Origin of the sequence: Mesorhizobium sp. M1143 (assembly GCF_040318435.1) — a bacterium.
In the GTDB taxonomy this organism is placed as follows: domain Bacteria; phylum Pseudomonadota; class Alphaproteobacteria; order Rhizobiales; family Rhizobiaceae; genus Mesorhizobium.
This window is the reverse complement of the sequence record NZ_JAMYMJ010000026.1, coordinates 36,154-57,070: the sequence shown is the minus strand read 5'-3', so window position 1 is coordinate 57,070 and position 20,917 is coordinate 36,154. Positions and strand designations below refer to the sequence as shown.

General features: G+C 62.8%; 24 protein-coding genes. 14 read left to right on the top strand and 10 right to left on the bottom strand.

All coding sequences use genetic code 11. The features are described 5' to 3' along the window. Positions 1-57: 57 nt before the first annotated feature. Positions 58-729 carry an alpha/beta hydrolase gene (locus NKH35_RS18510; protein ID WP_352915755.1) on the bottom strand — a complete coding sequence of 224 codons (672 nt, stop codon included), beginning with the start codon at positions 727-729 and terminating at the stop codon, positions 58-60. Between the two features lie 217 nt (positions 730-946). Here NKH35_RS18510 and NKH35_RS18505 point away from each other — a divergent pair, with 217 nt between their 5' ends. Beyond that, entirely contained in the window at positions 947-2,161 is a 1,215-nt protein-coding gene (locus NKH35_RS18505) for an OpgC family protein (RefSeq protein ID WP_352915752.1), read from the top strand. A 15-nt stretch (positions 2,162-2,176) separates the two neighbouring features. Here NKH35_RS18505 and NKH35_RS18500 read toward each other — a convergent pair whose 3' ends face one another. Continuing rightward, a complete protein-coding gene (locus NKH35_RS18500; RefSeq protein WP_023682412.1) occupies positions 2,177-3,259 on the bottom strand; it encodes a LacI family DNA-binding transcriptional regulator in 1,083 nt (360 codons plus the stop codon). Positions 3,260-3,405: 146 nt separating this feature from the next. On the opposite strand from NKH35_RS18500, the gene NKH35_RS18495 reads away from it, so the two are divergent. Next, positions 3,406-3,549, top strand: coding sequence for a hypothetical protein (locus NKH35_RS18495; protein ID WP_023705079.1), 144 nt, complete (start codon positions 3,406-3,408; stop codon positions 3,547-3,549). 63 nt (positions 3,550-3,612) lie between these two features. After that, entirely contained in the window at positions 3,613-3,756 is a 144-nt protein-coding gene (locus NKH35_RS18490) for a hypothetical protein (protein WP_023673014.1), read from the top strand. 39 nt (positions 3,757-3,795) lie between these two features. Here the strand turns inward: NKH35_RS18490 and NKH35_RS18485 are convergent, their stop codons facing one another. Both NKH35_RS18485 and NKH35_RS18480 read right to left on the bottom strand, forming a co-directional pair. Beyond that, entirely contained in the window at positions 3,796-4,170 is a 375-nt protein-coding gene (locus NKH35_RS18485) for a DUF423 domain-containing protein (RefSeq protein WP_023673013.1), read from the bottom strand. Between the two features lie 43 nt (positions 4,171-4,213). After that, positions 4,214-5,479, bottom strand: coding sequence for a multidrug efflux MFS transporter (locus NKH35_RS18480; RefSeq protein ID WP_023682410.1), 1,266 nt, complete (start codon positions 5,477-5,479; stop codon positions 4,214-4,216). A gap of 149 nt (positions 5,480-5,628) precedes the next feature. On the opposite strand from NKH35_RS18480, the gene NKH35_RS18475 reads away from it, so the two are divergent. Together NKH35_RS18475 and NKH35_RS18470 are read left to right on the top strand one after the other, a co-directional pair. Continuing rightward, positions 5,629-6,294 (top strand): GntR family transcriptional regulator, encoded by a 666-nt coding sequence (locus tag NKH35_RS18475; protein ID WP_023689520.1) that lies wholly within the window; start codon positions 5,629-5,631, stop codon positions 6,292-6,294. A 109-nt stretch (positions 6,295-6,403) separates the two neighbouring features. Further along, complete coding sequence (locus NKH35_RS18470; RefSeq protein ID WP_245259900.1) at positions 6,404-6,637, top strand: DUF982 domain-containing protein; 234 nt, start codon at positions 6,404-6,406, stop codon at positions 6,635-6,637. Positions 6,638-6,709: 72 nt separating this feature from the next. Here NKH35_RS18470 and NKH35_RS18465 read toward each other — a convergent pair whose 3' ends face one another. Beyond that, positions 6,710-6,868, bottom strand: coding sequence for a hypothetical protein (locus NKH35_RS18465; protein WP_023673009.1), 159 nt, complete (start codon positions 6,866-6,868; stop codon positions 6,710-6,712). Positions 6,869-7,046: 178 nt separating this feature from the next. Between NKH35_RS18465 and NKH35_RS18460 the strand changes: the two genes are divergently transcribed. Continuing rightward, the gene (locus tag NKH35_RS18460; RefSeq protein ID WP_023700560.1) at positions 7,047-8,018 is read left to right on the top strand and encodes a glycosyl transferase family 90; all 972 of its coding nucleotides are present in this window, start codon (positions 7,047-7,049) and stop codon (positions 8,016-8,018) included. Between the two features lie 20 nt (positions 8,019-8,038). Here NKH35_RS18460 and NKH35_RS18455 read toward each other — a convergent pair whose 3' ends face one another. Further along, a complete protein-coding gene (locus tag NKH35_RS18455) occupies positions 8,039-9,082 on the bottom strand; it encodes an aldo/keto reductase (protein ID WP_023700559.1) in 1,044 nt (347 codons plus the stop codon). Between the two features lie 243 nt (positions 9,083-9,325). Here NKH35_RS18455 and ppk2 point away from each other — a divergent pair, with 243 nt between their 5' ends. After that, positions 9,326-10,246 carry a polyphosphate kinase 2 gene (ppk2, locus tag NKH35_RS18450; protein ID WP_023682405.1) on the top strand — a complete coding sequence of 307 codons (921 nt, stop codon included), beginning with the start codon at positions 9,326-9,328 and terminating at the stop codon, positions 10,244-10,246. Between the two features lie 188 nt (positions 10,247-10,434). Here ppk2 and NKH35_RS18445 read toward each other — a convergent pair whose 3' ends face one another. Both NKH35_RS18445 and NKH35_RS18440 read right to left on the bottom strand, forming a co-directional pair. Continuing rightward, positions 10,435-11,079: a dihydrofolate reductase family protein gene (locus NKH35_RS18445; RefSeq protein ID WP_352915748.1), complete on the bottom strand. Its 645-nt coding sequence runs from the start codon at positions 11,077-11,079 to the stop codon at positions 10,435-10,437. A 109-nt stretch (positions 11,080-11,188) separates the two neighbouring features. Beyond that, a complete protein-coding gene (locus NKH35_RS18440; protein ID WP_023682403.1) occupies positions 11,189-11,884 on the bottom strand; it encodes a winged helix-turn-helix transcriptional regulator in 696 nt (231 codons plus the stop codon). Positions 11,885-12,060: 176 nt separating this feature from the next. Between NKH35_RS18440 and NKH35_RS18435 the strand changes: the two genes are divergently transcribed. Together NKH35_RS18435 and NKH35_RS18430 are read left to right on the top strand one after the other, a co-directional pair. Further along, entirely contained in the window at positions 12,061-12,387 is a 327-nt protein-coding gene (locus tag NKH35_RS18435; protein ID WP_352915746.1) for a DUF1330 domain-containing protein, read from the top strand. Between the two features lie 140 nt (positions 12,388-12,527). Next, positions 12,528-13,292, top strand: a complete 765-nt coding sequence (locus tag NKH35_RS18430) for an imm11 family protein (protein ID WP_023713510.1) — start codon at positions 12,528-12,530, stop codon at positions 13,290-13,292. Between the two features lie 2 nt (positions 13,293-13,294). On the opposite strand, the gene hemB is transcribed toward NKH35_RS18430, so the two are convergent. Continuing rightward, on the bottom strand, positions 13,295-14,347 hold the full coding sequence (hemB, locus tag NKH35_RS18425; protein ID WP_023673001.1) for a porphobilinogen synthase: 1,053 nt from the start codon (positions 14,345-14,347) through the stop codon (positions 13,295-13,297). Between the two features lie 88 nt (positions 14,348-14,435). Further along, positions 14,436-14,942, bottom strand: coding sequence for a pyridoxamine 5'-phosphate oxidase family protein (locus NKH35_RS18420; RefSeq protein ID WP_023750458.1), 507 nt, complete (start codon positions 14,940-14,942; stop codon positions 14,436-14,438). Positions 14,943-15,122: 180 nt separating this feature from the next. Between NKH35_RS18420 and NKH35_RS18415 the strand changes: the two genes are divergently transcribed. The 5 genes from NKH35_RS18415 to NKH35_RS18395 all read left to right on the top strand — a co-directional run bounded on the left by NKH35_RS18415 (position 15,123) and on the right by NKH35_RS18395 (position 20,759). Continuing rightward, on the top strand, positions 15,123-16,160 hold the full coding sequence (locus NKH35_RS18415) for an enoyl-CoA hydratase/isomerase family protein (protein WP_352915742.1): 1,038 nt from the start codon (positions 15,123-15,125) through the stop codon (positions 16,158-16,160). Further along, the gene (locus NKH35_RS18410) at positions 16,157-16,579 is read left to right on the top strand and encodes a DUF6163 family protein (protein WP_023682398.1); all 423 of its coding nucleotides are present in this window, start codon (positions 16,157-16,159) and stop codon (positions 16,577-16,579) included. Before NKH35_RS18415 ends, NKH35_RS18410 begins: the two co-directional genes overlap by 4 nt. 203 nt (positions 16,580-16,782) lie before the next feature. After that, on the top strand, positions 16,783-17,298 hold the full coding sequence (ldtR, locus tag NKH35_RS18405) for a transcriptional regulator LdtR (protein WP_023672997.1): 516 nt from the start codon (positions 16,783-16,785) through the stop codon (positions 17,296-17,298). Between the two features lie 377 nt (positions 17,299-17,675). Continuing rightward, positions 17,676-18,929: a L,D-transpeptidase family protein gene (locus NKH35_RS18400; RefSeq protein WP_023708671.1), complete on the top strand. Its 1,254-nt coding sequence runs from the start codon at positions 17,676-17,678 to the stop codon at positions 18,927-18,929. Between the two features lie 183 nt (positions 18,930-19,112). Further along, complete coding sequence (locus tag NKH35_RS18395; protein ID WP_352498384.1) at positions 19,113-20,759, top strand: Na+/H+ antiporter; 1,647 nt, start codon at positions 19,113-19,115, stop codon at positions 20,757-20,759. Positions 20,760-20,917 lie beyond the last annotated feature (158 nt).

The window sequence follows — 20,917 nt, the reverse complement described above, 5'->3', positions numbered from 1 at the left end:
GCGACGAGCATCTGCTCAGCCGTTCCGCCGGGCGCCGATGCGGTCTACCAAGGTCTCTTAGCCTGCCTGGCGTGCGACCAATGCTGGTCCCGCCAGCCATTGCCGGACGATGGCGGCATCCGGGTCGCCGATTTCGTGACCTGAAGGCACGATGCGCGCATCGACCTCGGCGCCATGTTTGTTGAGCAGCGTCACCAGTGGCGGCGCAAACGGCCCGTAGGTCTCATCGGCGGCACCGGCGACAATCAGGACGCGCGTTCCGGTCAGATTGGTTGCCGGCGCATCGTCAAGCACGGGCATTGCTCTCAGCAACGCCGCTTTTCGGACGAGGCCGGAGTTGAGCAGCATCAGGCTGGAAACCAGATTGGCGCCGTTGGAATAGCCGAGGAAAGTCGCCCGGGCGAGGTCGAGCCCGTGGCGCTTTGCGGCCTCGCTTGCGAAGGCGGCAAAGGCCAATGTTTCGGCACGGATGCTCGCCTGTTCGAAACTGGTCGGCGTGATCCGCTCGAACCAGCGGAAGCCGTCTTCTTGGCGGATGCGGCCACGCACCGCGACCAGCGTGGCGTTGGGGGCGATCTGCCTCGCAATCGGCACCATCGTCGTTTCGTCGACACCCGATCCGTGCAGTAAAAACAGGCTCTCGCCGCCGGCATTCTCCGGCTTGAGGAGGCGGTAGGGAAACGCCAGATCCTGATGCAGAAAGGCGTTCTCGTCGCTATATCGATGCACGCTCATATCTCATTGATTTCACGGAGACATTGGTCCTTTGCCAGCTTCAAAACGGAATATTTTCACGCTCCGCGAAATGTGATTGCAACAGGCTCATTTCAGACCGTTTCTGCGCCGATATGCTCCCTGCGGGAGGAATCGAAGCGGTGTGCGCCGATGGTCGCATCCCGGCATGAACAACGCGAGCACCCTTGCTCTCCTTTGAGGCCTTTTGTCGATGACCCTGCCAGTTCCGCCCGATCGCGCCCCGCGTATCGCCGATCGCGCTCCGCGTATCCCCGATCGCGACACGCGCATTGACGTGTTCCGTGCGCTCGCACTCCTGACCATCTATATCGACCACGTGCCGGGCACCGTCTTCGAAACGCTGACCTACAAGAATTTCGGATTCTCGGACGCGGCGGAAGCCTTCGTGCTGATTTCCGGCATGTCGGTCGCACTCGCATATGGCACCAAGTTCCAGCCGGGCGGCCGGCTGCTGGCGATGTTGAAGATGTGGCGCCGGGCCGGCGTGCTTTACAGCGCCCACATCGTCACCACCATGGTTGTGATGGCGTTGTTCTGCGCCGCGGCGGTGTTCGGCCGGCGGCCGGAACTGCTCAAGCTGATCAACATCGAGCCCCTGATGAAGAACACGCCGGAGGTCATGATCGGCATTGTCACGCTCGGCCACCAGCTTGGCTACAACAACATCCTGCCGGTCTATGCGGCGCTGCTGTTGATGGCGCCGCTCTTCCTGCTCTTCGTCAGCTACCGGCCGCTGCCGGCGCTGGTCTTTTCCGGCGCGCTGTGGCTCGTCGCCGGCCTCTGGCAGATCGCGCCGCCGAACTATCCCGAGCCCGGCTTCTGGTTCCTCAACCCGCTGTCCTGGCAATTCCTGTTCAACATCGGCCTTGCCGGCATGCTGCATGTCAGGCGCGGCGGCACAATTCCCGTCAATCGTTGGCTGGTGGGCGCTGCGGCGGCCTATGTCGCGGCAGCGGCGGTCTGGGTGCACAGCCCGCTCTGGGGCGAGATAACGTGGTTTAACCTGCCCGTGGTGATCGGCGGCTTCGACAAGACGTTCCTGTCGCTGCCGCGGCTCCTGCACATATTGGCGGTGAGCTATCTGATCGTCGCCCTGCCGGCTTTCTCGAACCTGTTCCGTCTCAGCCCGGACCATCCGCTTGCCCTGCTCGGCAAGCGCTCCTTGCCGGTGTTCCTCGCCGGCACGCTGATCGCCATGGCGGCGCAGGTGATGAAGCTGATCAATCCGGGCGGCTTTGCCTATGACGTCTTGCTGATTTCGGCCGGCATCGCCATGCAATTCGCGCTCGCCTTCTATCTTGAGTGGCTGTCCGGCATCGGCTTGGGCAAAAAGCCGGTTCGCAAAGAAGCGCCAGCCGTTCACCAGACCTTCGGCATGCCCGCGATGCCAAGGCTAAGCCGATGATCCCACATCAGCCGCCTAGCTAGCAGGCGAGGGGCCGGACGACCCCCGCACCACAAGATCGACCGGCAGCAATTGCCGGTGCTGCGAGCCGTCATTTTCGAGGATCGCCTTGACGGCCAGCCGGCCCATCTCGGCGATCGGCTGGGCGACAGTGGTTAGTGGCGGCTCGGAGTCGGCGCCTTCCGGCACGCCGTCGAAGCCGACGATTGACACATCGCCCGGCACGGCAATGTTACGCTCGCGCAGCCAGTCGAGCGCATGCAGCGCGATCTTGTCCGACATGGCCAGGATTGCCGTCGGCGTCTGCGGCAGCGCGAAAATATGATCGAGGCCGGCCCGAACGCTCGCCTCGTCATTGAGGGTTTCGTAGATTGGCACTTGCGAGACGTCGATGCCGAAGCGGGAGAGCTCGCCGAAATAGCCACGCAGACGGTCGCGTGTGCCCGAGTAGAGGGATGTCGTCTCGACTTGCTCCTGCGTGACGGGACCAAAGCCAGCGTCGGCAGATTCCAGGGCGAGTACGGCAAAGCTTCGATGGCCGAACTCGGCCAGATGGCGCGCCGCCAGACCCGCGCCGGCGACGTTGTCGACGCCGATCGCAGCGACCGCCTCATTTTCCGAATCGAGATCAAGCGCCACGAAAGGCAGTTTGCGTTCGCGCGCCAGTTCGACCAGCCGCGACCCACCCTCGATGCAGAACACGATGAAGCCGTCGACCAGGGCGCTCTGGATGTTCCAGGCGAGCTGCTCGCTGTTGGCGGCCGAGACCAGCGAAATTCCGGCGCCGGTGGCGTCGCAGGCCTGCGAAATGCTGGCCATCATGACGCGGGCAAAGGGATCGTCGAAGAAATAGGACAATGGTTCTGCCGTTGCCACGCCGATGGCGTTGACCTTGCCGGCGCGCAGCAGCCGGCCCTTGGGATCCGGGCCGGCATAGCCCATCGCTTCCGCCGCCGCCTTGACCCGCTCGCGGACCTCTTCGCGCACGATTTCCGGGCGAGCGAACACGTTGGACGCGGTACCGTGCGAGACCCCGGCCGCCTTGGCGATGTCGGCAAGCCGCACTGGTCTCGTCTTGCCGGAGGTCAATGCCGTCATTTTCGTCTCCTGAACCGGAGCCTGTTTAGCACTTTCGTTGGATCGGTTCAAATTTTCCCTTGATCGGACGGCGGAGAGAGTCTATATTTGAATCGATCCAAGGGATTCACCAAGTACAACTTGGATCGATTCAAGAGGAGGGTGCCATGCATCCCGTGAATTATCTGTTCGAAGACATCTATGGCAATGATTGGGGCATAGTCTCCGACGCCGCCACCCGCAAGCGCCGGGACAAGGTCGGGCCGTGGAGGCGTGACCTGCAATACCTTGTGAAACGCAAGCGCAGCTGATCGGCCCCGGCATTTTCGTGCCAGCTGATTGGATCGATTCAAGTTCTTAAAGAGGAGACGAACATGCATCCCGTGAAGCATCTGTTCGAAGACATTTATCGCAACTACTGGGGTATCTCGCCTGCCACGGAGCAGCCGGAAAGGCGGCGGCCGACCAAGTCTGCCAAGCGCAACCGCGACCTGCTGCCGCAAAACCGGCAGGATTAAGCCTCGTGTGATATCTGATGGGGCAGGGTTCTTGGCTCGTCAGGACCGTTGCCGCACGAGCGCCGAGGCCGCGATCACCAGCCAGCCCGCGATGAGCAAGGTGCCGCCGATCGGCGCCGACATCGGGAACAGCCGCGATCCCACGAAATCCCGTGCCAGCAGATCGCCGCAGAACAGAACAAGCCCGACGAGCAGCACCAGGCTGCCGATCCGCAAGATCCGGTTTGCGCCGGCGAGGCCGACGGCCAAAAACACCGGCGCATGCATGAGCAGGAAGGATGCGGCCGTGCCGACGAACGCGCCGCCGAGATGCGCTGAAGCCGCCGACAGCGCCACGCCCGCCGCGCCGGCAATGCCGCCGGCGAAAACGAGGATGCGCGCGCTGTTTGCTGGTGCTGACTCGGCGATGCTCATGTCTCGGGCTCCGTGATTGACGATAGGCGGCGCGACCTGTCTGTCAGGATTTTTCCGATATCGCCAGCATGTCGCGCGTGCGGCGCGCCTGGGCCAGCCAATTATACGCGGCACCGCCCGCCATCAGCACCGACGTGCCGAGAAACACCGCGCGCATGCCGAAATGGCCGCCGACGAAGCCGCCCAGCAGCGGCCCCGCGACCTGGCCGACATATTGCGCCGAGATTGCCAGGCCCAGCACATTGCCGCCGACCCCATCGGGAACATTGTGGCGGATGACGCTGGTGATGCAGGGCAACAGCCCGCCCAGCACCAGACCCATAAGGAACCGCAGCCCGACCAACTGCCAGCTCTCGGTGACGAAGGCCTGCGGTATCAACAGCAGCGCCGAGACGGCCAGCGATGCGACGATGACGTTCCAGTGGCCGATGCGGTCGGCGAGCTTACCCAGCCGTGACGCCGACAGGATGGCGCCCAGCGCCGCCGCCGACATGACGACACCGGAGACCAGCGTCACCCGGCTTGCGTCCGCGACCAGTTGCTGGACGTAGACGGTGATGATCGGCTCGATCGACATGTTGGCGAAGGTGAACAGCATGCCGGTTGCCAGCATCGCCACGACAGGGCGTTTGTCGGGGATCTGCGCCCAACCGCCCTTTGGTTTCTCCTTGGGTTGTGCCTGCATTGGCGGGCGAGGCATCTCCTTGATCAGGAACGTCGTCGCCAGCGCCGCCAGGAAAATGACGCCGCCCGCGATGAGGAAGGTGGCGCGAATACCGATCAATGGCGGCAGCGCGCCGCCAAGCAACGGGCCGACCAGGGAGCCTGCGGTGATGCCGGCCGACAGCACGCCGAGCGCCCAGCCGGAGCGCTTCTTCGGCGTCTGCATGGCGACAAGGATCGTCGAGCCTGAGGAATAACCGCCGGCAAAGCCGATCAGCAGGCGCAAAAGCACCAATTGCCAGACGGTCTGCACCATGCCGGTCAGCGACATGCAGATCGCCATGCCGAAACTGGCGCGCACCAGCATCACCTTGCGGCCGTAGCGGTCGCCGAGCCGCCCCCACAGCGGTGCGACAAGGGCGGCGGCAAGGAAGGTGGCGCCGAAGGCGATGCCGGACCATTGCACGATCGCCGCGTGGCCCACGGCGCCCAGCTGTTCGACATAGAGCGGCAGGAACGGCAGCAACAGCGTCATCGCCACAAGCGTGCTGAACGATCCGGCAAAGCACACGAGCAGGTTGCGCCGCCAATGAATGTTGTAGGTGGAAGGCGCTTCGGCGGCCTGCGCTGCACTGTCCTGCGGCATGTCCTATCCTGTCCGCTTGCTGCGGATACCATTTTGGGATACCAACTTGGTACCTCATGGACGCAAAGCCCGGCTGCTGTCAATCAGGCGCTCTCAATGTGATCGGCAAGACCAACGGGCAAGGCCGATCGCCAGCAATGGAAGCAACTATGTCGCAGATGCAGATCGTCGAAAAAGCGCTTCGCGAGATGATCCTTGGCCTTGAGGTCGGTCCTGGCGAGCGGCTGACGGAGCGCTGGATCGAGAGCCGCTTCGGCGCCTCGCGCACGCCGGTCAGAGCAGCCCTGCTGCGGCTGGAGACGGAAGGGCTGATCTGCCGCGACGGGCGCGGCTGGACCGTGTCGCCGATCAACCTTGCCGAACTGGAACAGATCGCGGTGTACCGCGAAGCGGTCGAGGTCGCGGCGGTCAGGCTGACTTCGGCGCTGGCCGACAGGAGCGCAGCCGATGTCATCGAGGCGATGCTGGACTCCTGCGACACTGCCACGCCGCGCGAGGAATGGCACCGCGTCGGCATGGATTTCCATATCGAACTGGCGCGGCTCTCCGGCAACGAGTTCCTGTTTCGGGCCGTGCGCGATGCCATGACGCGGCTGTCGCGGGCGCGCTGGCTGGAGGTGCGCGACGAGGCGGCCCTTGGCCGCGCCTGGAGCGAGCATCACGCCATTCTGGCAGCGGTGCGGGCCGGCGATGCCGATGCGGCGGCGGCGCGACTTTCCGCCCATATAGCCGGCAGCCGCGCCCGCCTGGTGACGTCGTTGCACAATGACCGGCGCGGCCTACGCGCCAGGGGTTTTGCCGTCGTCGCCGCTTGATACTGGTCACGAAAACGAAAGAACGCCGTCGCGATCCGCTTTCGGCCTCGCTTCGCGGACGCCGATGGCGTAAGAGGCGGCCATGGAAAACAACCGATTTGAAACACCCGTGACCGTTAAGTCGGGCACGGAGGGAAGCACTCAGCTCTTGCGTACGGTGCGCGAGGCTTCCGATTACCTGCTCAACAGCTGGCCCGGCAAGCGCAGCCCCAAGCACCGCGAAGCGCTGCAGGCCTGCCATGACGCGCTGGCCGGCGACAAGCCGGCGATGATAGCAAGACGCGCCTTCATCGCCGCCGCGCGCGAGGTCAACGTCTTCGTCAGCGACAAGGCCCCGGCCTGATCACATCGGCCTGATCAGACCGGCATTTTGCCAGGATCCGGCCCGTTTCGTGGGCCGGTGATCCTGTCTTGCCTATTTCTCTGTCTCGGTGTCGGTTTTCGAACTTGCCTCGTTCTCAGGCTCGGCGCGCTCCTTGGCCGCGACCTTGGCGGCGAGCTTCTCCGCCTTCTTGGCGGCCTTCTGCCGGTCGCGCTCTTTGCGTTCCTGACCGTAATTCGGTGGTCGAGCCATATCGTTTCCTTTCGCTGTGCCTGATCCTGCCTAGAAGCATTGGCCGGCAAACACAACAGCGCCGCGAGGGCAGATGCCAGCGGTTCTGGACTTGCGTGATGGCGAACACAATGGTTTAGAAAAGGCTGCGGGACAGTTGCTGGAGCCGCCGCCGACCGATTTCGAATCAAAACGACCGATGGCCACGCTTCAAAGAAACGCACAGAAGCTGATCTACTATGCGCGCAACGCCATGCGCGACATCGCGCCGCCGGTTCTTTTCCGGCGCCGGCTCGGCCGGCTGCTCGATCAGGCCAGGCTTTCCGACGCATCGGTCCGCCAGCGGCTCAATTACTACAACACGCTGCGGGAGCCTTTTAGCCCCAGCCCCGAGGCCGTGCCGGTCAGCCGGCTGCCGTCGGACCGCAGCATGTACTATTACGATCTGAAGGAGTTCACCCGTTATTTCGACCCAGATCTGCGCATCGACCTGGAATTCGGCGACGTCATCGAAGTGCCGAAGATGCCGTCGATCGTCAAGGACCGGCCGATAGCCGGCGACAACGGCAACGGCGTCCTGTTCAAGCTGAACAAGTTCCGTCATTTCTACATGCCGGCCGACGATGTCGCCTTCGCCGACAAGCATCCGCTCGTCGTTTGGCGCGGCGAACTCAACAATCCGATCCGCACCTTGTTGCTGGATGCAGCCCGCAATCTGCCGTTCTGCGATGTCGGCACGCCGAGGGCGACAGCACCTGCGGAATACCGCAAGCCCTATCTCAGCATCGATCAGCAGCGCCGCTACCGCTACATCATCTCGCTCGAAGGCAATGATGTCGCGACCAATCTGAAATGGATCATGAGCTCGAACTCGCTCTGCCTGATGCCGCCGCCGACTTACGAGACCTGGTTCGCCGAGGGGCAGCTCGAGCCCGATGTCCATTATGTGCCGCTGGCGCCCGACTTCAGCGATCTGGCCGAGCGGGTGCATCATCTCGAGCAGCATCCGGCCGAGGCCCAGCGCATCGTTGCGGCGGCCAACGCCTATTGCCGCAAATTCGCCGACGAGCGGGCCGAGCAGGCGATCTGCCTGCTCGTGCTCTACAAATATTTCGTGCTCAGCGGCCAGATCGAGCCCGATCCGCAGGTCTGGCGGTTTATCGCGGGCTAGCGGCTTCCGGCGCCCTTAAGTCAGATGACGCTGCGGTCCATAACCAGATCGGCCGGGCCGAAGCGGTCCTTCGCCGTAAACTGCTGGTGCCAGTAGGGATAGAGCACCGGCGGCCGGCTGACGGCATCGAGACGCTGGCGTTCATCAAAGGACAGCGTCAGGCTTGCCGCGGCGAGATTGTCTTTCAACTGGGCCTCGTTGCGTGCGCCAATCACCAGCGAACTGACGGCCGGCCGGCCAAGCAGCCAGGCCAGCGCCACCTGGGCCGCCGAGACGCCGCGAGTGGCGCCGATGTCGACCAGCACGTCGACGATCCGCCACAGCCGGCCCTCGTCGCGGATCGGCGGTTCCGACCAGCCGCCGATCTGGCGCGCCGTCGGACTGTCGCGGCGGTATTTGCCCGACAGCAGGCCGCCGGCGAGCGGGCTCCACACCAGCACGCCAAGGCCCTGGTCGACCGAAATCGGCAAGAGCTCATACTCGGCCTCGCGTGCTTCCAGCGTGTAGTGGATCTGCTGGGTGACGAAACGCGGCTGGTGCTGGCTGTCGCTGATGCCGAGCGCCTTCATGACCTGCCAGCCGGAATAGTTGGAGCAGCCGACATAGCGGATTTTGCCCTGGGCAACCAGCGTGTCGAGCGCGGAGATGGTTTCCTCGAGCGGCGTCGCGCCGTCCCATTCGTGCAGGAAATAGATGTCGATGACATCGGTCCTGAGGCGCTTCAGGCTCTTCTCGCATTCGCGGATCAGATGATGGCGCGACAGGCCTTCGTCATTGGGGCCCTTGCCGATCCGCATGCGCGCCTTGGAGGCGATCAGCACGTCGTTCTTGCGCTTGCCGCCGAGCGCCTCGCCGATGATCTCTTCCGACAGACCGTTGGAATAGACATTGGCGGTGTCGATGAGATTGATGCCGGCATCGATGCAAGTGTCGATGATGCGCGAGGCCTCCGCGAGATCGGAATTGCCGACGGCGGCGAACGGCCCGCTGCCGCCGAAGGTCATGGTTCCCAAGGTCAGCGCCGAAACTTTCAAGCCGGAACGGCCAAGCGTGCGGTATTCCATGTCAGATCCTCGTAGTTTTGGTGGGGAGGCGGTTTTAGCAGGAAAGGGCGGGGAAGCCCGAAGGGGTCCGCCAATTGTAGGACAATTTGAGCGGCTTGTCGCCATCCCAGGGCGATGGATCGGCAATGCTCGCTGGTTTGCAGTGATGACCGGCTGGCCGGCGGCTTGCAATAAAACCGTCATTGGCGGCCTATATCGAGTCGGCTCAGGGTTTCATGCCAGCCGGCAAGCGGAGCAGTGGAAATGACCGAGTTGAAGCAGAATTCTCCGGCCAGGGATTGGCTGGAAGCCGAACTCGCCGACATGCTCGACGAGGACTATGAGCTTGAAATGTCGGAGCCGGCGCTGTCGCTGGAGATCTCCAAGATCTACAAGAACGCGCATCCGCCGTCGATCGACCGCATGCAGTATTTCCGCGACCTGATCGGCTTGCAGTCGGAACTGATCAAGCTGCAGTCCTGGGTCGCCTACCACAAGAAGAAGCTGGTGGTGGTTTTCGAAGGACGCGATTCCGCCGGCAAGGGCGGCGTCATCAAGCGCATCACCCAGCGCCTCAACCCGCGCATCTGCCGCGTCGTGGCGCTGCCGGCGCCGACCGAGCGCGAAAAATCGCAGTGGTATTTCCAGCGCTACGTGCCGCATCTGCCGGCCGGCGGCGAGATCGTGCTGTTCGACCGCTCCTGGTACAACCGCTCCGGCGTCGAGCGGGTGATGGGCTTTGCCGAACCCGATCAGGTCGAAGAGTTCTTCCGCGACGTGCCGGAGTTCGAGCGCATGCTGGTCCGCTCCGGCGTCACGCTGGTCAAATACTGGTTCTCGATCACCGACGAGGAACAGCAGATGCGCTTCATGATGCGCATCCACGACCCGATGAAGCAGTGGAAGCTGTCGCCGATGGACCTGCAGTCGCGCGTGCGCTGGGAGCAGTACACCAAGGCCAAGGAAGAGACGTTTGCCCGCACCAACATCCCAGAGGCACCGTGGTACATCGTCGAAGGCAACGACAAGAAGCGGGCGCGGCTGAACTGCATCGACCATCTCCTCAAACAGCTGCCCTATGAGGACGTGCCGCACGAAGAAATCACGCTGCCCGAGCGGGTGTTCAACCCGGAGTACGAGCGCCAGGTCCTGCCGCGCGAGCTTTACGTGCCGGAGAAGTATTGAGCACTTTTCCTTCTCCCCGTTTCACGGGGAGAAGGTGCCCGAAGGGCGGATGAGGGGCAGCGCCGGCATCGACGAATTCACAGCCGTCGGACGCTGCTAACCTCCAAAAGCAGCGCTGCCCCTCATTGCCTGCCGGGCATTTCTCCCGTAGAACGGGGAGAAAGAAGCCTGCGCCTATCACTTCGCCACTACACCCGCTTGATCGTCACATGCGTGGCGAGCGCTGTCGCCACCTGCTCGGTGCACTGGTAACCCAGCTTCAGCATATCCAGCCCGGCAAACAGGCTCTCGCCCCTCCCGAGCAACACCGGCGACACCGCCAGATGCAACTCGTCGATGAGCTTCTCTTGCAGATATTGCCGGATGGTGGAAACGCCGCCGCCGACGCGGACATCCTTGCCGCCGGCCGCGGCCTTTGCTTGTTCGAGCGCGGCGTGGATGCCGCCGGCAACGAAGTGGAAAACGGTGCCGCCTTCCATCACAATGGGGTCGCGCTTGTAGTGGGTCAGCACGAAGGTCGGCACGTGATAGGGCGGGTTGTCGCCCCACCAGCCTTTCCAGCTCTCGTCTGGCCATTCGCCACGGATCGGGCCGAACATGTTGCGGCCGAGGATCCAGGCCCCGACATTGTCGAAGCTGCGGACAGTGAACCGGTCGTCCACATCGGTGGTGCCGCCATCCTTGCCGACCATCTCGTGGAAGGTGCGGGTGCCGGTCATCCATTTGTGCAGATCTTCGCCACCAACGCCGAGCGGATTTTGCAGGTCCTGGTCAGGACCGGCGCCGAAACCGTCGAGCGACAAGGTGAAGGCATTGACGCGGAGTTTGGACATGGAAGACTCCCTTTGATGACCAGTTGTGATTTGCAATCAGTATTCAAACTGATTGCATTTTGCAACTAGTATTTTAGAGGCAAGCCGATCTGTGGAATGCGCAGGGACCTCAAGCCGCCACGCGCTTCGGCATCACCGCAAACGGGCTGAGCCCAAGCCAGATCTGCATCTTGCCGGCGACGTCGAGATCGCCGGTCAGGCTGATCTTGTCGCGTTCCTTGTGAACTGTCGTCAGCCCCATCCAGATCGAGGTCATGGTGCACAGATCGGTCGAGACGTAGAGATCGACGTCGAAGCCCGGATCGTACCAGCAAAGATCGACCTCGCCCTGCTTTTCGACGATCAGCCACCACGATCGTTTTGACGCCGGCAGGTCATGGTACAGGAATTGTATCACGGTGCGCCCGTCCGGCAGCGGACTGGGGTTCAGATTGCGCCGCATGTCCCACATCAGCAGCGACGGATCGAGGTTTTTGAGCGACAGCCTGGCCTCGACCCATTTCTGGCCCCAAAACCCCATCGCCTCGACAACCGGGCGCAAATCCCGGCCCGCCTCGGTCAGCCGGTATTCGAACACGCCCTTCTCGGTCGCGATCTCGGTCCGCTCGACGATGCCGCCGGCCTCGAGGTCCTTGAGCCGTTGCGACAGAAGGGTTGGCGACATTTTCGGCACGCCGCGGCGCAAATCGTTGAAGCGGGTCGATCCCGCCACCAGTTCGCGCAGCAGCACCATGGTCCAGCGTGTGCAGAGCAGCTCGGCGGCCATGGAGAGCGGGCAGAATTGCTTGTAACCGGCTTGTGTCATGTGGTGAGCTCCAAAAGATGTTGCCGGACCTTATTCAGAAAACCTGAGTTCAGCCAGTACAGAAGCTGTACTGGCACCCCCGGTACAGTTCTGTGACTGGAGCGGTCCGGCGCCGCCATGCGAGGCAGCGGTCACGTCACCGGGCAGTCCGGTGCCGATCCATGAGGAGTTGGACAATGACCGCTTACTTGATCGCAGACATCAAGGTGAAGGACGACAAATGGGTGCCGGCCTATGCCGCTTCGGTGCATGACCTCGTCCACAAGCATGGCGGCAAGTATCTCGCCCGCAGCGGCAATGTGAAGACGCTGGAGGGCAAGCCGCTCGACACCAGCCTGATCGCCATCATGGCGTTTCCGTCGGCAAAGGCAGCCGAAGCCTTCACCAACGATCCGCAATACGCTCCGTTTGTGGCGGAGCGCCGGAAGGGCAGCGACAGCCGCTTCCAACTGATCGACGATACCGATCTCGCCGGAACGATTCCTTATTTGCCGAAGGCGTGAGGAAAAGCCGGAACCCGGAGCATCCAGGTTCCGGCTAACCCTTCAGCATTTGCGCCACTTCCGGCGCGAAGCAGGTGGACGGGTACTCTCACGCGATTTAGTCTTGAACTCGAAAGTCGGTAAACTGAGCAGGCGCGCACGTGACCATTATTTCACTCATTGCAAAACTGTTTGCCAACCGGAACCGCCCGCAGAATAGGCCAGCTCAAGTCCCAGAGCGGGTTTTCCGCAAAGAGGCGAAATTCAAGAAACATGGAAAATTCTTCCAGATCGGACCGACATATCGCGGCGGGTCCCATTGTCTTCAGCTGGAAAACGCCCAAGCTTTGGTGCCGCCACCCCGCATACTGCTCGGGCCGACGGAGTTTGGGGGATACGGCTTTCCTGAGTACCCGGAGACGCCCAGGCTACGGCCTGAAGCGACAGCCTATTGCAGGCCACCAAAAGACTTAGAAGATTTTCATTGTTACTGGCTTGTATCCGAGCGCCTGAAGGAAGTTCTGCAGTCAGTCGACCCCGATGGGGTCGTGTTTAACGACTGCGACGTATTCTATTTGAGCGGAAAGCCGATCGAACCAAAGCACTACCTTTGCGACATCGTTCGCAAGATTGATGCCGTTGATCTCGAATCGTCGAAGTTTAGGCTTTTGATCGGCGAGAATGGAGGCGTCCACTACGACCGCGCCGGAGGCGCGTGCTTCTATTTCAAGGAGGAGATTGTTGGCGATGCGCATATCTTCAAACAGAAGAACATGGGCATCGTCATTTGCACCGCCAAATTGAGAGAAGCCTGTGTCGAAGCAGGCATCAAGAAGCCCGACTTGTTCCAAGACATGTCGGTTTGCGGGCGTGGTCGGCTGGACTTCGAAACAAGAAATGTCAAAGAGAGTTATGTGCTGGAGTGAATTTATCCCTTCAGCATTTGCGCCACTTCCGGAGCGAAGTAAGTCAGGATGCCGTCGCAGCCGGCGCGCTTGAAGGCGAGCAGGCTCTCCAGCATTGCCTTTTCGCCGTCGATCCAGCCATTGGCGGCCGCCGCCTTGATCATCGAATATTCGCCTGACACCTGGTAGGCGAAGGTCGGCATCTGGAACTCGTCCTTCAGCCGGCGGATGATGTCGAGATAGGGCAGGCCGGGCTTGACCATCAGCATGTCGGCGCCCTCGGCGATATCCTGCTCGGCCTCGCGCACCGCTTCGTCGGAATTGGCGTGGTCGAGATAGTAGGTCTTCTTGTCGCCCTTGAGCAGGCCGGCGGTGCCGACCGCCTCGCGGTAGGGGCCGTAGAAGGCGGAGGCGAATTTCGTCGCATAGGACATGATCGCCACATCCGAAAAACCGTTGGCGTCGAGTGCGTCGCGGATGGCGCCGATGCGGCCGTCCATCATGTCGGACGGCGCGATGATGTCGGCGCCGGCCGCTGCCTGGATGACGGCCGCGGCGGTCACCTGTTCCACTGTCTCGTCATTGACGATGATGCCGTCGCGCAAGATGCCGTCATGGCCGTGCGAGGTGAACGGATCGAGCGCGGCATCGGTGATGATGCCGATCTCGGGCACTGCGTCCTTGATGGCGCGGGTGGCGCGGTTGATGATGTTTTCCGGGTCGAGGATGTGCGATCCCGTCTGGTCGCGCAGGCTGAGTTCAACATTGGGGAAGGTGGCGATCGCCGGAATGCCGAGCTTAGCGGCCCGCTCGGCCTCCTTGACGGCGAGGTCCAGCGACAGGCGGAAGACGCCGGGCATGGCGGCGATCGGCTCGCGCGTGTTCTTGCCGTCGATCACGAAGATCGGCCAGATCAGATCGTTCACCGTAAGCCGGTTTTCCTGCACCAGGCGGCGCGACCAGTCGGCCTTGCGCATGCGCCGCAAGCGGCGGCTGCCGGTGATCTCGTCGACGCTGCGTGCGCCGAGCTTTGCCGGCGCGAATTTGTTGCTCGTCGCGGGGGTGAATTTGTTCATCGCAAAAACTCCGGGTCGAGGCGGCTTTTACCACGAGGCCTTGCCGCTGACCAATGCGACACGATTGTGCCAGCCGATGACGCGGTGCTTACGGCTTTGGCGGCCACGCCAGTTCTGGGCCGGTTTTGAAGAACGACACATTGTTGGTGAAGGTGCTCTCCGGGGCGAGCCGGATCAGGCGCCCGTCCGGATGGCCGATGTCGGCGACATTGTCGATGAACCAGCGGTTCCAGGTCGCCTCCGGGCCGAGATATTTGTGCAGCAGCCGTTTGAAGCGGTTCGGCGCCATAGCTTCTATGGTGGCGACGCCGCGCAGGCCGAGATGCAGCAGGATGCCGGCCTCATTGTCGAAATGGACGATCTCCACGGCGCAGCGCGGGTCACGTTCGAGGTGTTTGACAGCACTTGCGCCGGTCGAGCCGAGCAGCCAGATCGCAGCGTCCTCCCAGATGAACCACATCGGCGCGTTGCGCGGCGCGCCGTCAGCGGTCACGGTCGCCAGATTGGCCATCAGCGGGCGGCTGAGAACATCATCCGGGTCGAACTTTTTCGGCATCTCCCAGCCATGGCTCGGCGCTGCGGTTTCAAGCGTCATGCGTTTGTCCCTGCATCAGAAGAAAGGCTGTTTTGCCCGGCAATTTTGCGCGCATTTCTGTCGGGGGCAAAGCACGGTCGCGTTCCCTTGCGAAAATCCAAACCGCGCCCGCCGGTTGACGCACCCATGCGCCACCTTTAGCACTTCAGTCCCGCAGGCGCGGGGAGGGATTCTCTGACGATGGATTTTGGCGGCGGCGACGAGATCCGCTTCGAACGGTTGGGCAAGGCAGGCGTCGTCACGCTGACGCGGCCGCAGGCGCTCAATGCGCTGACACATCGCATGATCAAGGCGCTGGACAAGGCGCTCGACGCTTTTGAACGCGATACCGGTGTCGATGTCGTCGTCGTCAAGGCCGAGGGCAGGGCGTTTTGCGCCGGCGGCGACATCATGCACGTCTACGAGGCCCGCGCCGGAAAGCCGCCGGTCGAGTTCTTCGCCGACGAATACCGGCTCAACGCCCGCATCAACAGTTACAAAAAGCCCTATGTCGCGCTGATCGACGGGATCGTGATGGGCGGGGGCGTCGGCATCTCTTTCCACGGCTCGCAGCGCGTGCTGACCGAGAACGCCCAGTTCGCCATGCCCGAAGTCGGCATCGGTTTCTTCCCCGACGTGGGCGGCAGCCATGTGCTGCCTGACCTCGGCGGCAGCTTTGGCATGTATCTGGCGCTGACCGGCAACCGCATCCGCTATGGCGATGCATTATGGTCGGGCCTGGCCACCCACACCATCAAGGCCGCCGACCAGGCTGCCTTTCTCGACCGGCTCTGCGCCAATGGCGATCCGGAATCGGTCCTGCGCGGCTTCTTCGTGCCGGCCCGGCGCGAAACCGCCCAGCCGGTGCTGGAAGCCATCGCCCGGCATTTTTCCCAACCCTCGCTCGCCGAAATCCTCGAGAGCCTGGAGCGGGCGGCAGGCGCCGACGAGTTTGCCGCCAAGACGCTGGCCACCATCCGCACCCGCTCGCCGACCAGCCTCAATGTCGCGTGGCGCCAGATCAGCGCCGGGCTGACGCTGTCGATGGAAGCCTGCATGAAGATGGAGTTCCGCATCCTCAACCGCATGCTGGCCGGGCACGACTTCTATGAAGGCATCCGCGCCGTCCTCGTCGACAAGGGCTCGACGCCGCAGTGGCGGCCGGCAAGCCTGGCCGAGGTCGACGCTGCTTCGGTGGACGCCTATTTCGCGCCGCTCGAACGGGAGCTCGAACTGTGAGCGAGGTCACGTCGCGGCGCATCGTGCTGCAGCCCTCGGGTGTCGAGATCATCTTCGCCTGGTTCCAGCGCGTCATAGCGGGCTATTGCCTGCTGTTCGGCATCCTGTACTGGATCCGGCTGATCGGCTTTTATCCCGGCCCGCTGTGGCGCTTCGACCTGATGCCGGTGCACTGGCAGGTCGTGGCGGTGATGCTGGCCGTGTTCTTCCCCTTCGCCGCCGCCGGCCTGTGGATGCTGGCGTCATGGGGCCCGGTGATCTGGTTCATCTGCGCGGTGACCGAGACCATCATGTATGCTGGCTTCCCCGATCTCTACGGCCACCGGCCGCTGATCGTCTTCTCGCATGCCGCGGTGGCGCTGCTCTACATCGCCTTCCGCGTCGTTATCTGGATGCGCAAGCGCCCCGCGCGCGCCTGAAACGCCGCCCCGCAGCCATTGGCTAAATCTTTAGGTTAATTATCCTTGCTCGGGTGACCGTTCGTTAAGCGTCTTGCGAAACCTATTACCGGTAAGCTCTTGTTAGCCCTAGCGTTTAAGTCGAATTTTATGAGTATTCGATAGTGTCGCAATCAAGGTGAAAAACAAAAAATCACCAGGGCGACAAACGAGAGGCAAAGACAATGATCAATTCGCGTCCGGCGGCGAAGACCGCCAACGTATCCGACGATCGCCGCGAGGCTATCCGTTCGCTTTACATGGAATCGCTGCAGCTGGTGGAGCGTTTGCATCGCCGTCTGCTTGACGTGATCAAGGACGAGTTCGACCGCAACGGCCGTTCCGACATCAATGCCATCCAGGCGCTGCTTCTGTTCAATATCGGCAATTCCGAATTGACCGCCGGCGAGCTGCGCTCGCGTGGCTACTATCTCGGCTCGAACGTCTCCTACAATCTGAAGAAGCTGGTCGATCTCGGCTTCATCAACCACCAGCGCTCGCGCATCGACCGCCGTTCGGTCCGCGTTTCGCTGACGCCGAAGGGCAATGAAGTGGCGGAAGTCGTCGCCGGTCTCTATGAGCGCCATGTCGGCTCGATCGAACAGGTCGGCGGCATCAACAGCGAAGAGTTCAAGCAGATGAACCGCGCGCTGCAGCGCCTCGACCGCTTCTGGAACGACACCATCGCCTACCGGATGTAATCAGCGGGCATTGAATAGCAGCTGCGCCGGAAGAAGCGCGGCCGGAGGAAAGTCTCAGCCAACAGGCCGGTGCCGAAAAGCACCGGCCTTTTCTTTTCGAGCCGCCGGCGCTTCCAAATTCGGCGTAAGCCACGTTGCCGCCATATTCGCGGTGGAAGCGGGGATGCGGGTGATGCGGCGGCGAAAGCTGTTCGCGCGCCTGTAATGTCGCATCGCGGTCCGCTTTTCACGGCTCAGTGATGCAGGTCATGGTTGGCTAATTGTTAACAGTGCCAACTTTAGAGTGCGGGCGATATCGCCCAAGATCGAGCACGTAGCCGAACGCTGCAACAGCCAAACGCTAGAAGCCAAACACGACAAGAATGTCTGGAACGTCCATGAGAACCAGCCGCCGCCTTTTCCTTTCCGGAGCTTCCGCGCTCGCCGTTGCCATGGTTGCCAATGCCGCCAGCGCGCAGGATGTGATCGACGATATCCTGAAATCGTCGGGCCGCGGCAATTGGGACGACCAGTTCGATGCCCGCGCCTCGGAGGGCGGCAAGGTCGCCTCGACGCTGCCGATCTTCAGCCTGCAGACGGTCGCCTTCACCGAACAGGCGGTGGCGCAGTATCAGAACATCGTCGCCCAGGGCGGCTGGGGCGAGGTGCCGGCGACCAAGAAGCTGCAGCTTGGCGTCGACGATCCGGACGTGGTGCCGCTGCGCAAGCGGCTGATGGTTTCGGGCGACCTGGCGCAGAGCGCCGGCATTTCGACATCGTTCGATTCCTACGTCGACGCCGCGGTCAAGCGCTTCCAGGCGCGCCATGGCCTGCCGGCCGACGGCGCCATGGGCAAATACACCTACGCCGCGATGAACGTTTCGGCGCAGATCCGCCTCGGTCAGTTGCAGACCAACCTGGAGCGCCTGCGCGAAAAGGCCGGCACGCTGGGCAGCCGTTATGTGCTGGTCGATATCCCGGCGGCACAGATCGAGGCGGTCGAGAACGATCGCGTCGTGCTGCGCCACACCGCAATCGTCGGCAAGATCGACCGCCAGACCCCGGTGGTCAATTCCAAGATCAACGAGATCATCGTCAATCCTTACTGGAACGCGCCGGTCTCGATCGTGCGCAAGGACATCATTCCGCTGATGCGGAAGAACCCCGACTATCTCAAGGACAGCCACATCCGGCTGTTTGCGCCTGATGGCAGCGAAGTCGATCCGATGACTGTCGACTGGTCGACGGATGATGCCGCAAAATACCGCTTCCGCCAGGATCCGGGTTCCGGCAACGCCATGGCCTCGGTGAAGATCAACTTCCCCAGCCCCGACGGCGTCTACATGCACGATACGCCGCAGCAAAGCCTGTTCGGCAAGATGATGCGCTTCGATTCCTCGGGCTGCGTGCGTGTCCAGAACGTGCGCGACCTCGTCACATGGATCCTGCGCGACACACCCGGCTGGGACCGCCAGCATTTCGAGGCGACCATCAAGACCGGCGAGAACACGCCGGTGCAGGTCGTCAACCCGGTTCCGGTCCACTTCCTCTATGTGTCGGCCTGGTCGACGGGTCCGGGCGTCGTGCAGTTCCGCGACGACGTCTACGCGCTCGATGGCGCCAGCGAACTGCAGATCACCTCTTCGCTCTAAGCGGCTGATCTCCTTCAGGAAAGGCCACCGCAAGGTGGCCTTTTCCGTTCGACATCCCAACAGAAGAAGACTGGTGGCCGCCAGCCATGCAGGCCATGAACACTGCCGGACGTTGCGCCGCAGGCCCATCTGGACGGACTAACGGCAATTGCGCATGGTCCTCAAAACAGCCGGAATCGCGCCATGCAGGTCGCAATCTTCATCCTCGCCGTGCTGGTCTTCGTCGCTCTTTCCGGCGCACTGGTGCGGTTGGTTCGGGTGCCGCTGCCGGTGCTGCAGATTGCCATCGGCGCCGCGCTCGCCTGGCCGGTGAAAGGCATCCATGTCGAGATCGACCCCGAACTCTTCCTGCTGGTGTTCATTCCGCCGCTTTTGTTCGGCGATGCCTATGGAGCGCCCAAACGCGAGCTGATCGCGCTGCGCGGACCGATCCTCGATCTGGCCATCGGGCTGGTCTTCTTTACCATTGTCGGCTTCGGTTATGCCTTGCACTGGTTGGTGCCGAGCATCCCGCTGGTCGTCGCCTTCGCGCTCGCCGCCGTGCTGTCCCCGACCGACGCCGTGGCGGTGTCCTCGATCGTCGACAGAAGCCTGGTGCCGGCGCGGCTGATGCATATTCTGGAAGGCGAGGCGCTGCTCAACGACGCCTCGGGCCTGGTCATGTTCCGCTTCGCCGTCGCCGCCGCCGTGACCGGCAGCTTTTCCTTCGCCGATGCATCGCTGTCCTTCGTCTATGCCGTCGCCATCGGCATCCTGGCCGGCATCGCCGCGTTGTTCATCGCCGCCAGGCTGCTGCAGCTTCTGAATCGCATCGGGGGCGTTCCGGCCGAGGCGCAGGTTCTGGTCATGGTCCTGCTGCCCTTCATTGCCTATCTCGTCGCCGAACATCTGCATGCCTCAGGCATTCTGGCGGCGGTCACCGCCGGGCTTTTGACCGGCGGCTCCGGCGTCTTCCGCTTCCTCGGCGTCTCGGCGCGCATGCAGACGATCTCGCTGTGGACGACCTTGTCCTTCGTCTACAATGGCGCGCTGTTCATCGTGCTCGGCATGCAGCTTCCCGAAATCATTCGCCGCGTGCCGCCCGAACTGACCGGCCATTACCCGATCATCCAGCCGGTCGCGACGGTGATAGCGCTGACGCTGTGCCTGATCGCGCTGCGCTTCCTCTGGATCTGGGTCGGCGATATCGCGGCAGGCCTCAAGGCAAAATGGGGAAAGCGCAAGGCCGAGCCGTTTGGCATGCGTGTGCGGCTTGCCGGCTCGGTGGCGGGCGTGCGCGGCGCGATCACGCTGGCCGGCATCCTGTCACTGCCGGTTGCCATGCCGGACGGCTCGTCTTTTCCGGCGCGCGACCTGGTGATCTTCCTCGCCGCCGGCGTCATCATCTGTTCGCTCGCCATCGCCAGCGTGGCGCTGCCGAAGATAGCGCACGGACTGGTCGAGCCGGGCGAGGATGGCAGCGCCATCGAGGAGCGTCTCGCCCGCATCGGCGCCGCCAAGGCGGCCATCGCCCGCATCGAAAGCATGGCGGGCGCCAGCGACGACGACCAGGGCGAGGTGCCCGGCGCCAGGCTTGCCGCCGCCGAAAACATCGTCGCCGGCTACCGGCGCCGCATCGCCACCTCGGACGAGGCCGACGACGCCCGGGCGGAGGCCCGCGAAGCCGGGCGGCTGGAGCTCGAAATGCGGCTTGCCGGCATCGAGGCCGAGCGCATCGCCGTGCGCGACATGTTAAGCAGCGGCGCGATCAACGACCATACGGCGCGGGCGCTGTTTACCGAGATCACGCTCACCGAAGCCTTGCTGCAGGGGCGGCAGGAGCGAAAATAGCGGTTCAGGGCCGCTCTGGCGCAATCCGGCCAGCAAATTTCGCGCTGCAAACGTGGCGAGGCGAAAACAACTGTGTTAATGGCGCGGCAATGCATGTCGCCCGGAACCGTGCAGCGGTTTCGGGGCAACGATATGCATAGATAAATGCCCCGAACCGA

Bases quoted from the DNA above. Each gene is read 5' to 3' on its own strand.
- NKH35_RS18445 (WP_352915748.1), bottom strand. From the start codon at position 11,079: ATGTCCAAACTCCGCGTCAATGCCTTCACCTTGTCGCTCGACGGTTTC.
- NKH35_RS18490 (WP_023673014.1), top strand. From the start codon at position 3,613: ATGCATCCCGTGAAGCATCTGTTCGAAGACATTTATCGCAACTACTGG.
- NKH35_RS18465 (WP_023673009.1), bottom strand. From the start codon at position 6,868: ATGGCTCGACCACCGAATTACGGTCAGGAACGCAAAGAGCGCGACCGG.
- NKH35_RS18440 (WP_023682403.1), bottom strand. From the start codon at position 11,884: ATGACACAAGCCGGTTACAAGCAATTCTGCCCGCTCTCCATGGCCGCC.
- NKH35_RS18505 (WP_352915752.1), top strand. From the start codon at position 947: ATGACCCTGCCAGTTCCGCCCGATCGCGCCCCGCGTATCGCCGATCGC.
- NKH35_RS18400 (WP_023708671.1), top strand. From the start codon at position 17,676: ATGAGAACCAGCCGCCGCCTTTTCCTTTCCGGAGCTTCCGCGCTCGCC.
- ppk2 (WP_023682405.1), top strand. From the start codon at position 9,326: ATGACCGAGTTGAAGCAGAATTCTCCGGCCAGGGATTGGCTGGAAGCC.
- ldtR (WP_023672997.1), top strand. From the start codon at position 16,783: ATGATCAATTCGCGTCCGGCGGCGAAGACCGCCAACGTATCCGACGAT.
- NKH35_RS18395 (WP_352498384.1), top strand. From the start codon at position 19,113: ATGCAGGTCGCAATCTTCATCCTCGCCGTGCTGGTCTTCGTCGCTCTT.
- NKH35_RS18420 (WP_023750458.1), bottom strand. From the start codon at position 14,942: ATGACGCTTGAAACCGCAGCGCCGAGCCATGGCTGGGAGATGCCGAAA.
- hemB (WP_023673001.1), bottom strand. From the start codon at position 14,347: ATGAACAAATTCACCCCCGCGACGAGCAACAAATTCGCGCCGGCAAAG.
- NKH35_RS18475 (WP_023689520.1), top strand. From the start codon at position 5,629: ATGTCGCAGATGCAGATCGTCGAAAAAGCGCTTCGCGAGATGATCCTT.
- NKH35_RS18495 (WP_023705079.1), top strand. From the start codon at position 3,406: ATGCATCCCGTGAATTATCTGTTCGAAGACATCTATGGCAATGATTGG.
- NKH35_RS18415 (WP_352915742.1), top strand. From the start codon at position 15,123: ATGGATTTTGGCGGCGGCGACGAGATCCGCTTCGAACGGTTGGGCAAG.
- NKH35_RS18455 (WP_023700559.1), bottom strand. From the start codon at position 9,082: ATGGAATACCGCACGCTTGGCCGTTCCGGCTTGAAAGTTTCGGCGCTG.
- NKH35_RS18485 (WP_023673013.1), bottom strand. From the start codon at position 4,170: ATGAGCATCGCCGAGTCAGCACCAGCAAACAGCGCGCGCATCCTCGTT.
- NKH35_RS18435 (WP_352915746.1), top strand. From the start codon at position 12,061: ATGACCGCTTACTTGATCGCAGACATCAAGGTGAAGGACGACAAATGG.
- NKH35_RS18460 (WP_023700560.1), top strand. From the start codon at position 7,047: ATGGCCACGCTTCAAAGAAACGCACAGAAGCTGATCTACTATGCGCGC.
- NKH35_RS18480 (WP_023682410.1), bottom strand. From the start codon at position 5,479: ATGCCGCAGGACAGTGCAGCGCAGGCCGCCGAAGCGCCTTCCACCTAC.
- NKH35_RS18500 (WP_023682412.1), bottom strand. From the start codon at position 3,259: ATGACGGCATTGACCTCCGGCAAGACGAGACCAGTGCGGCTTGCCGAC.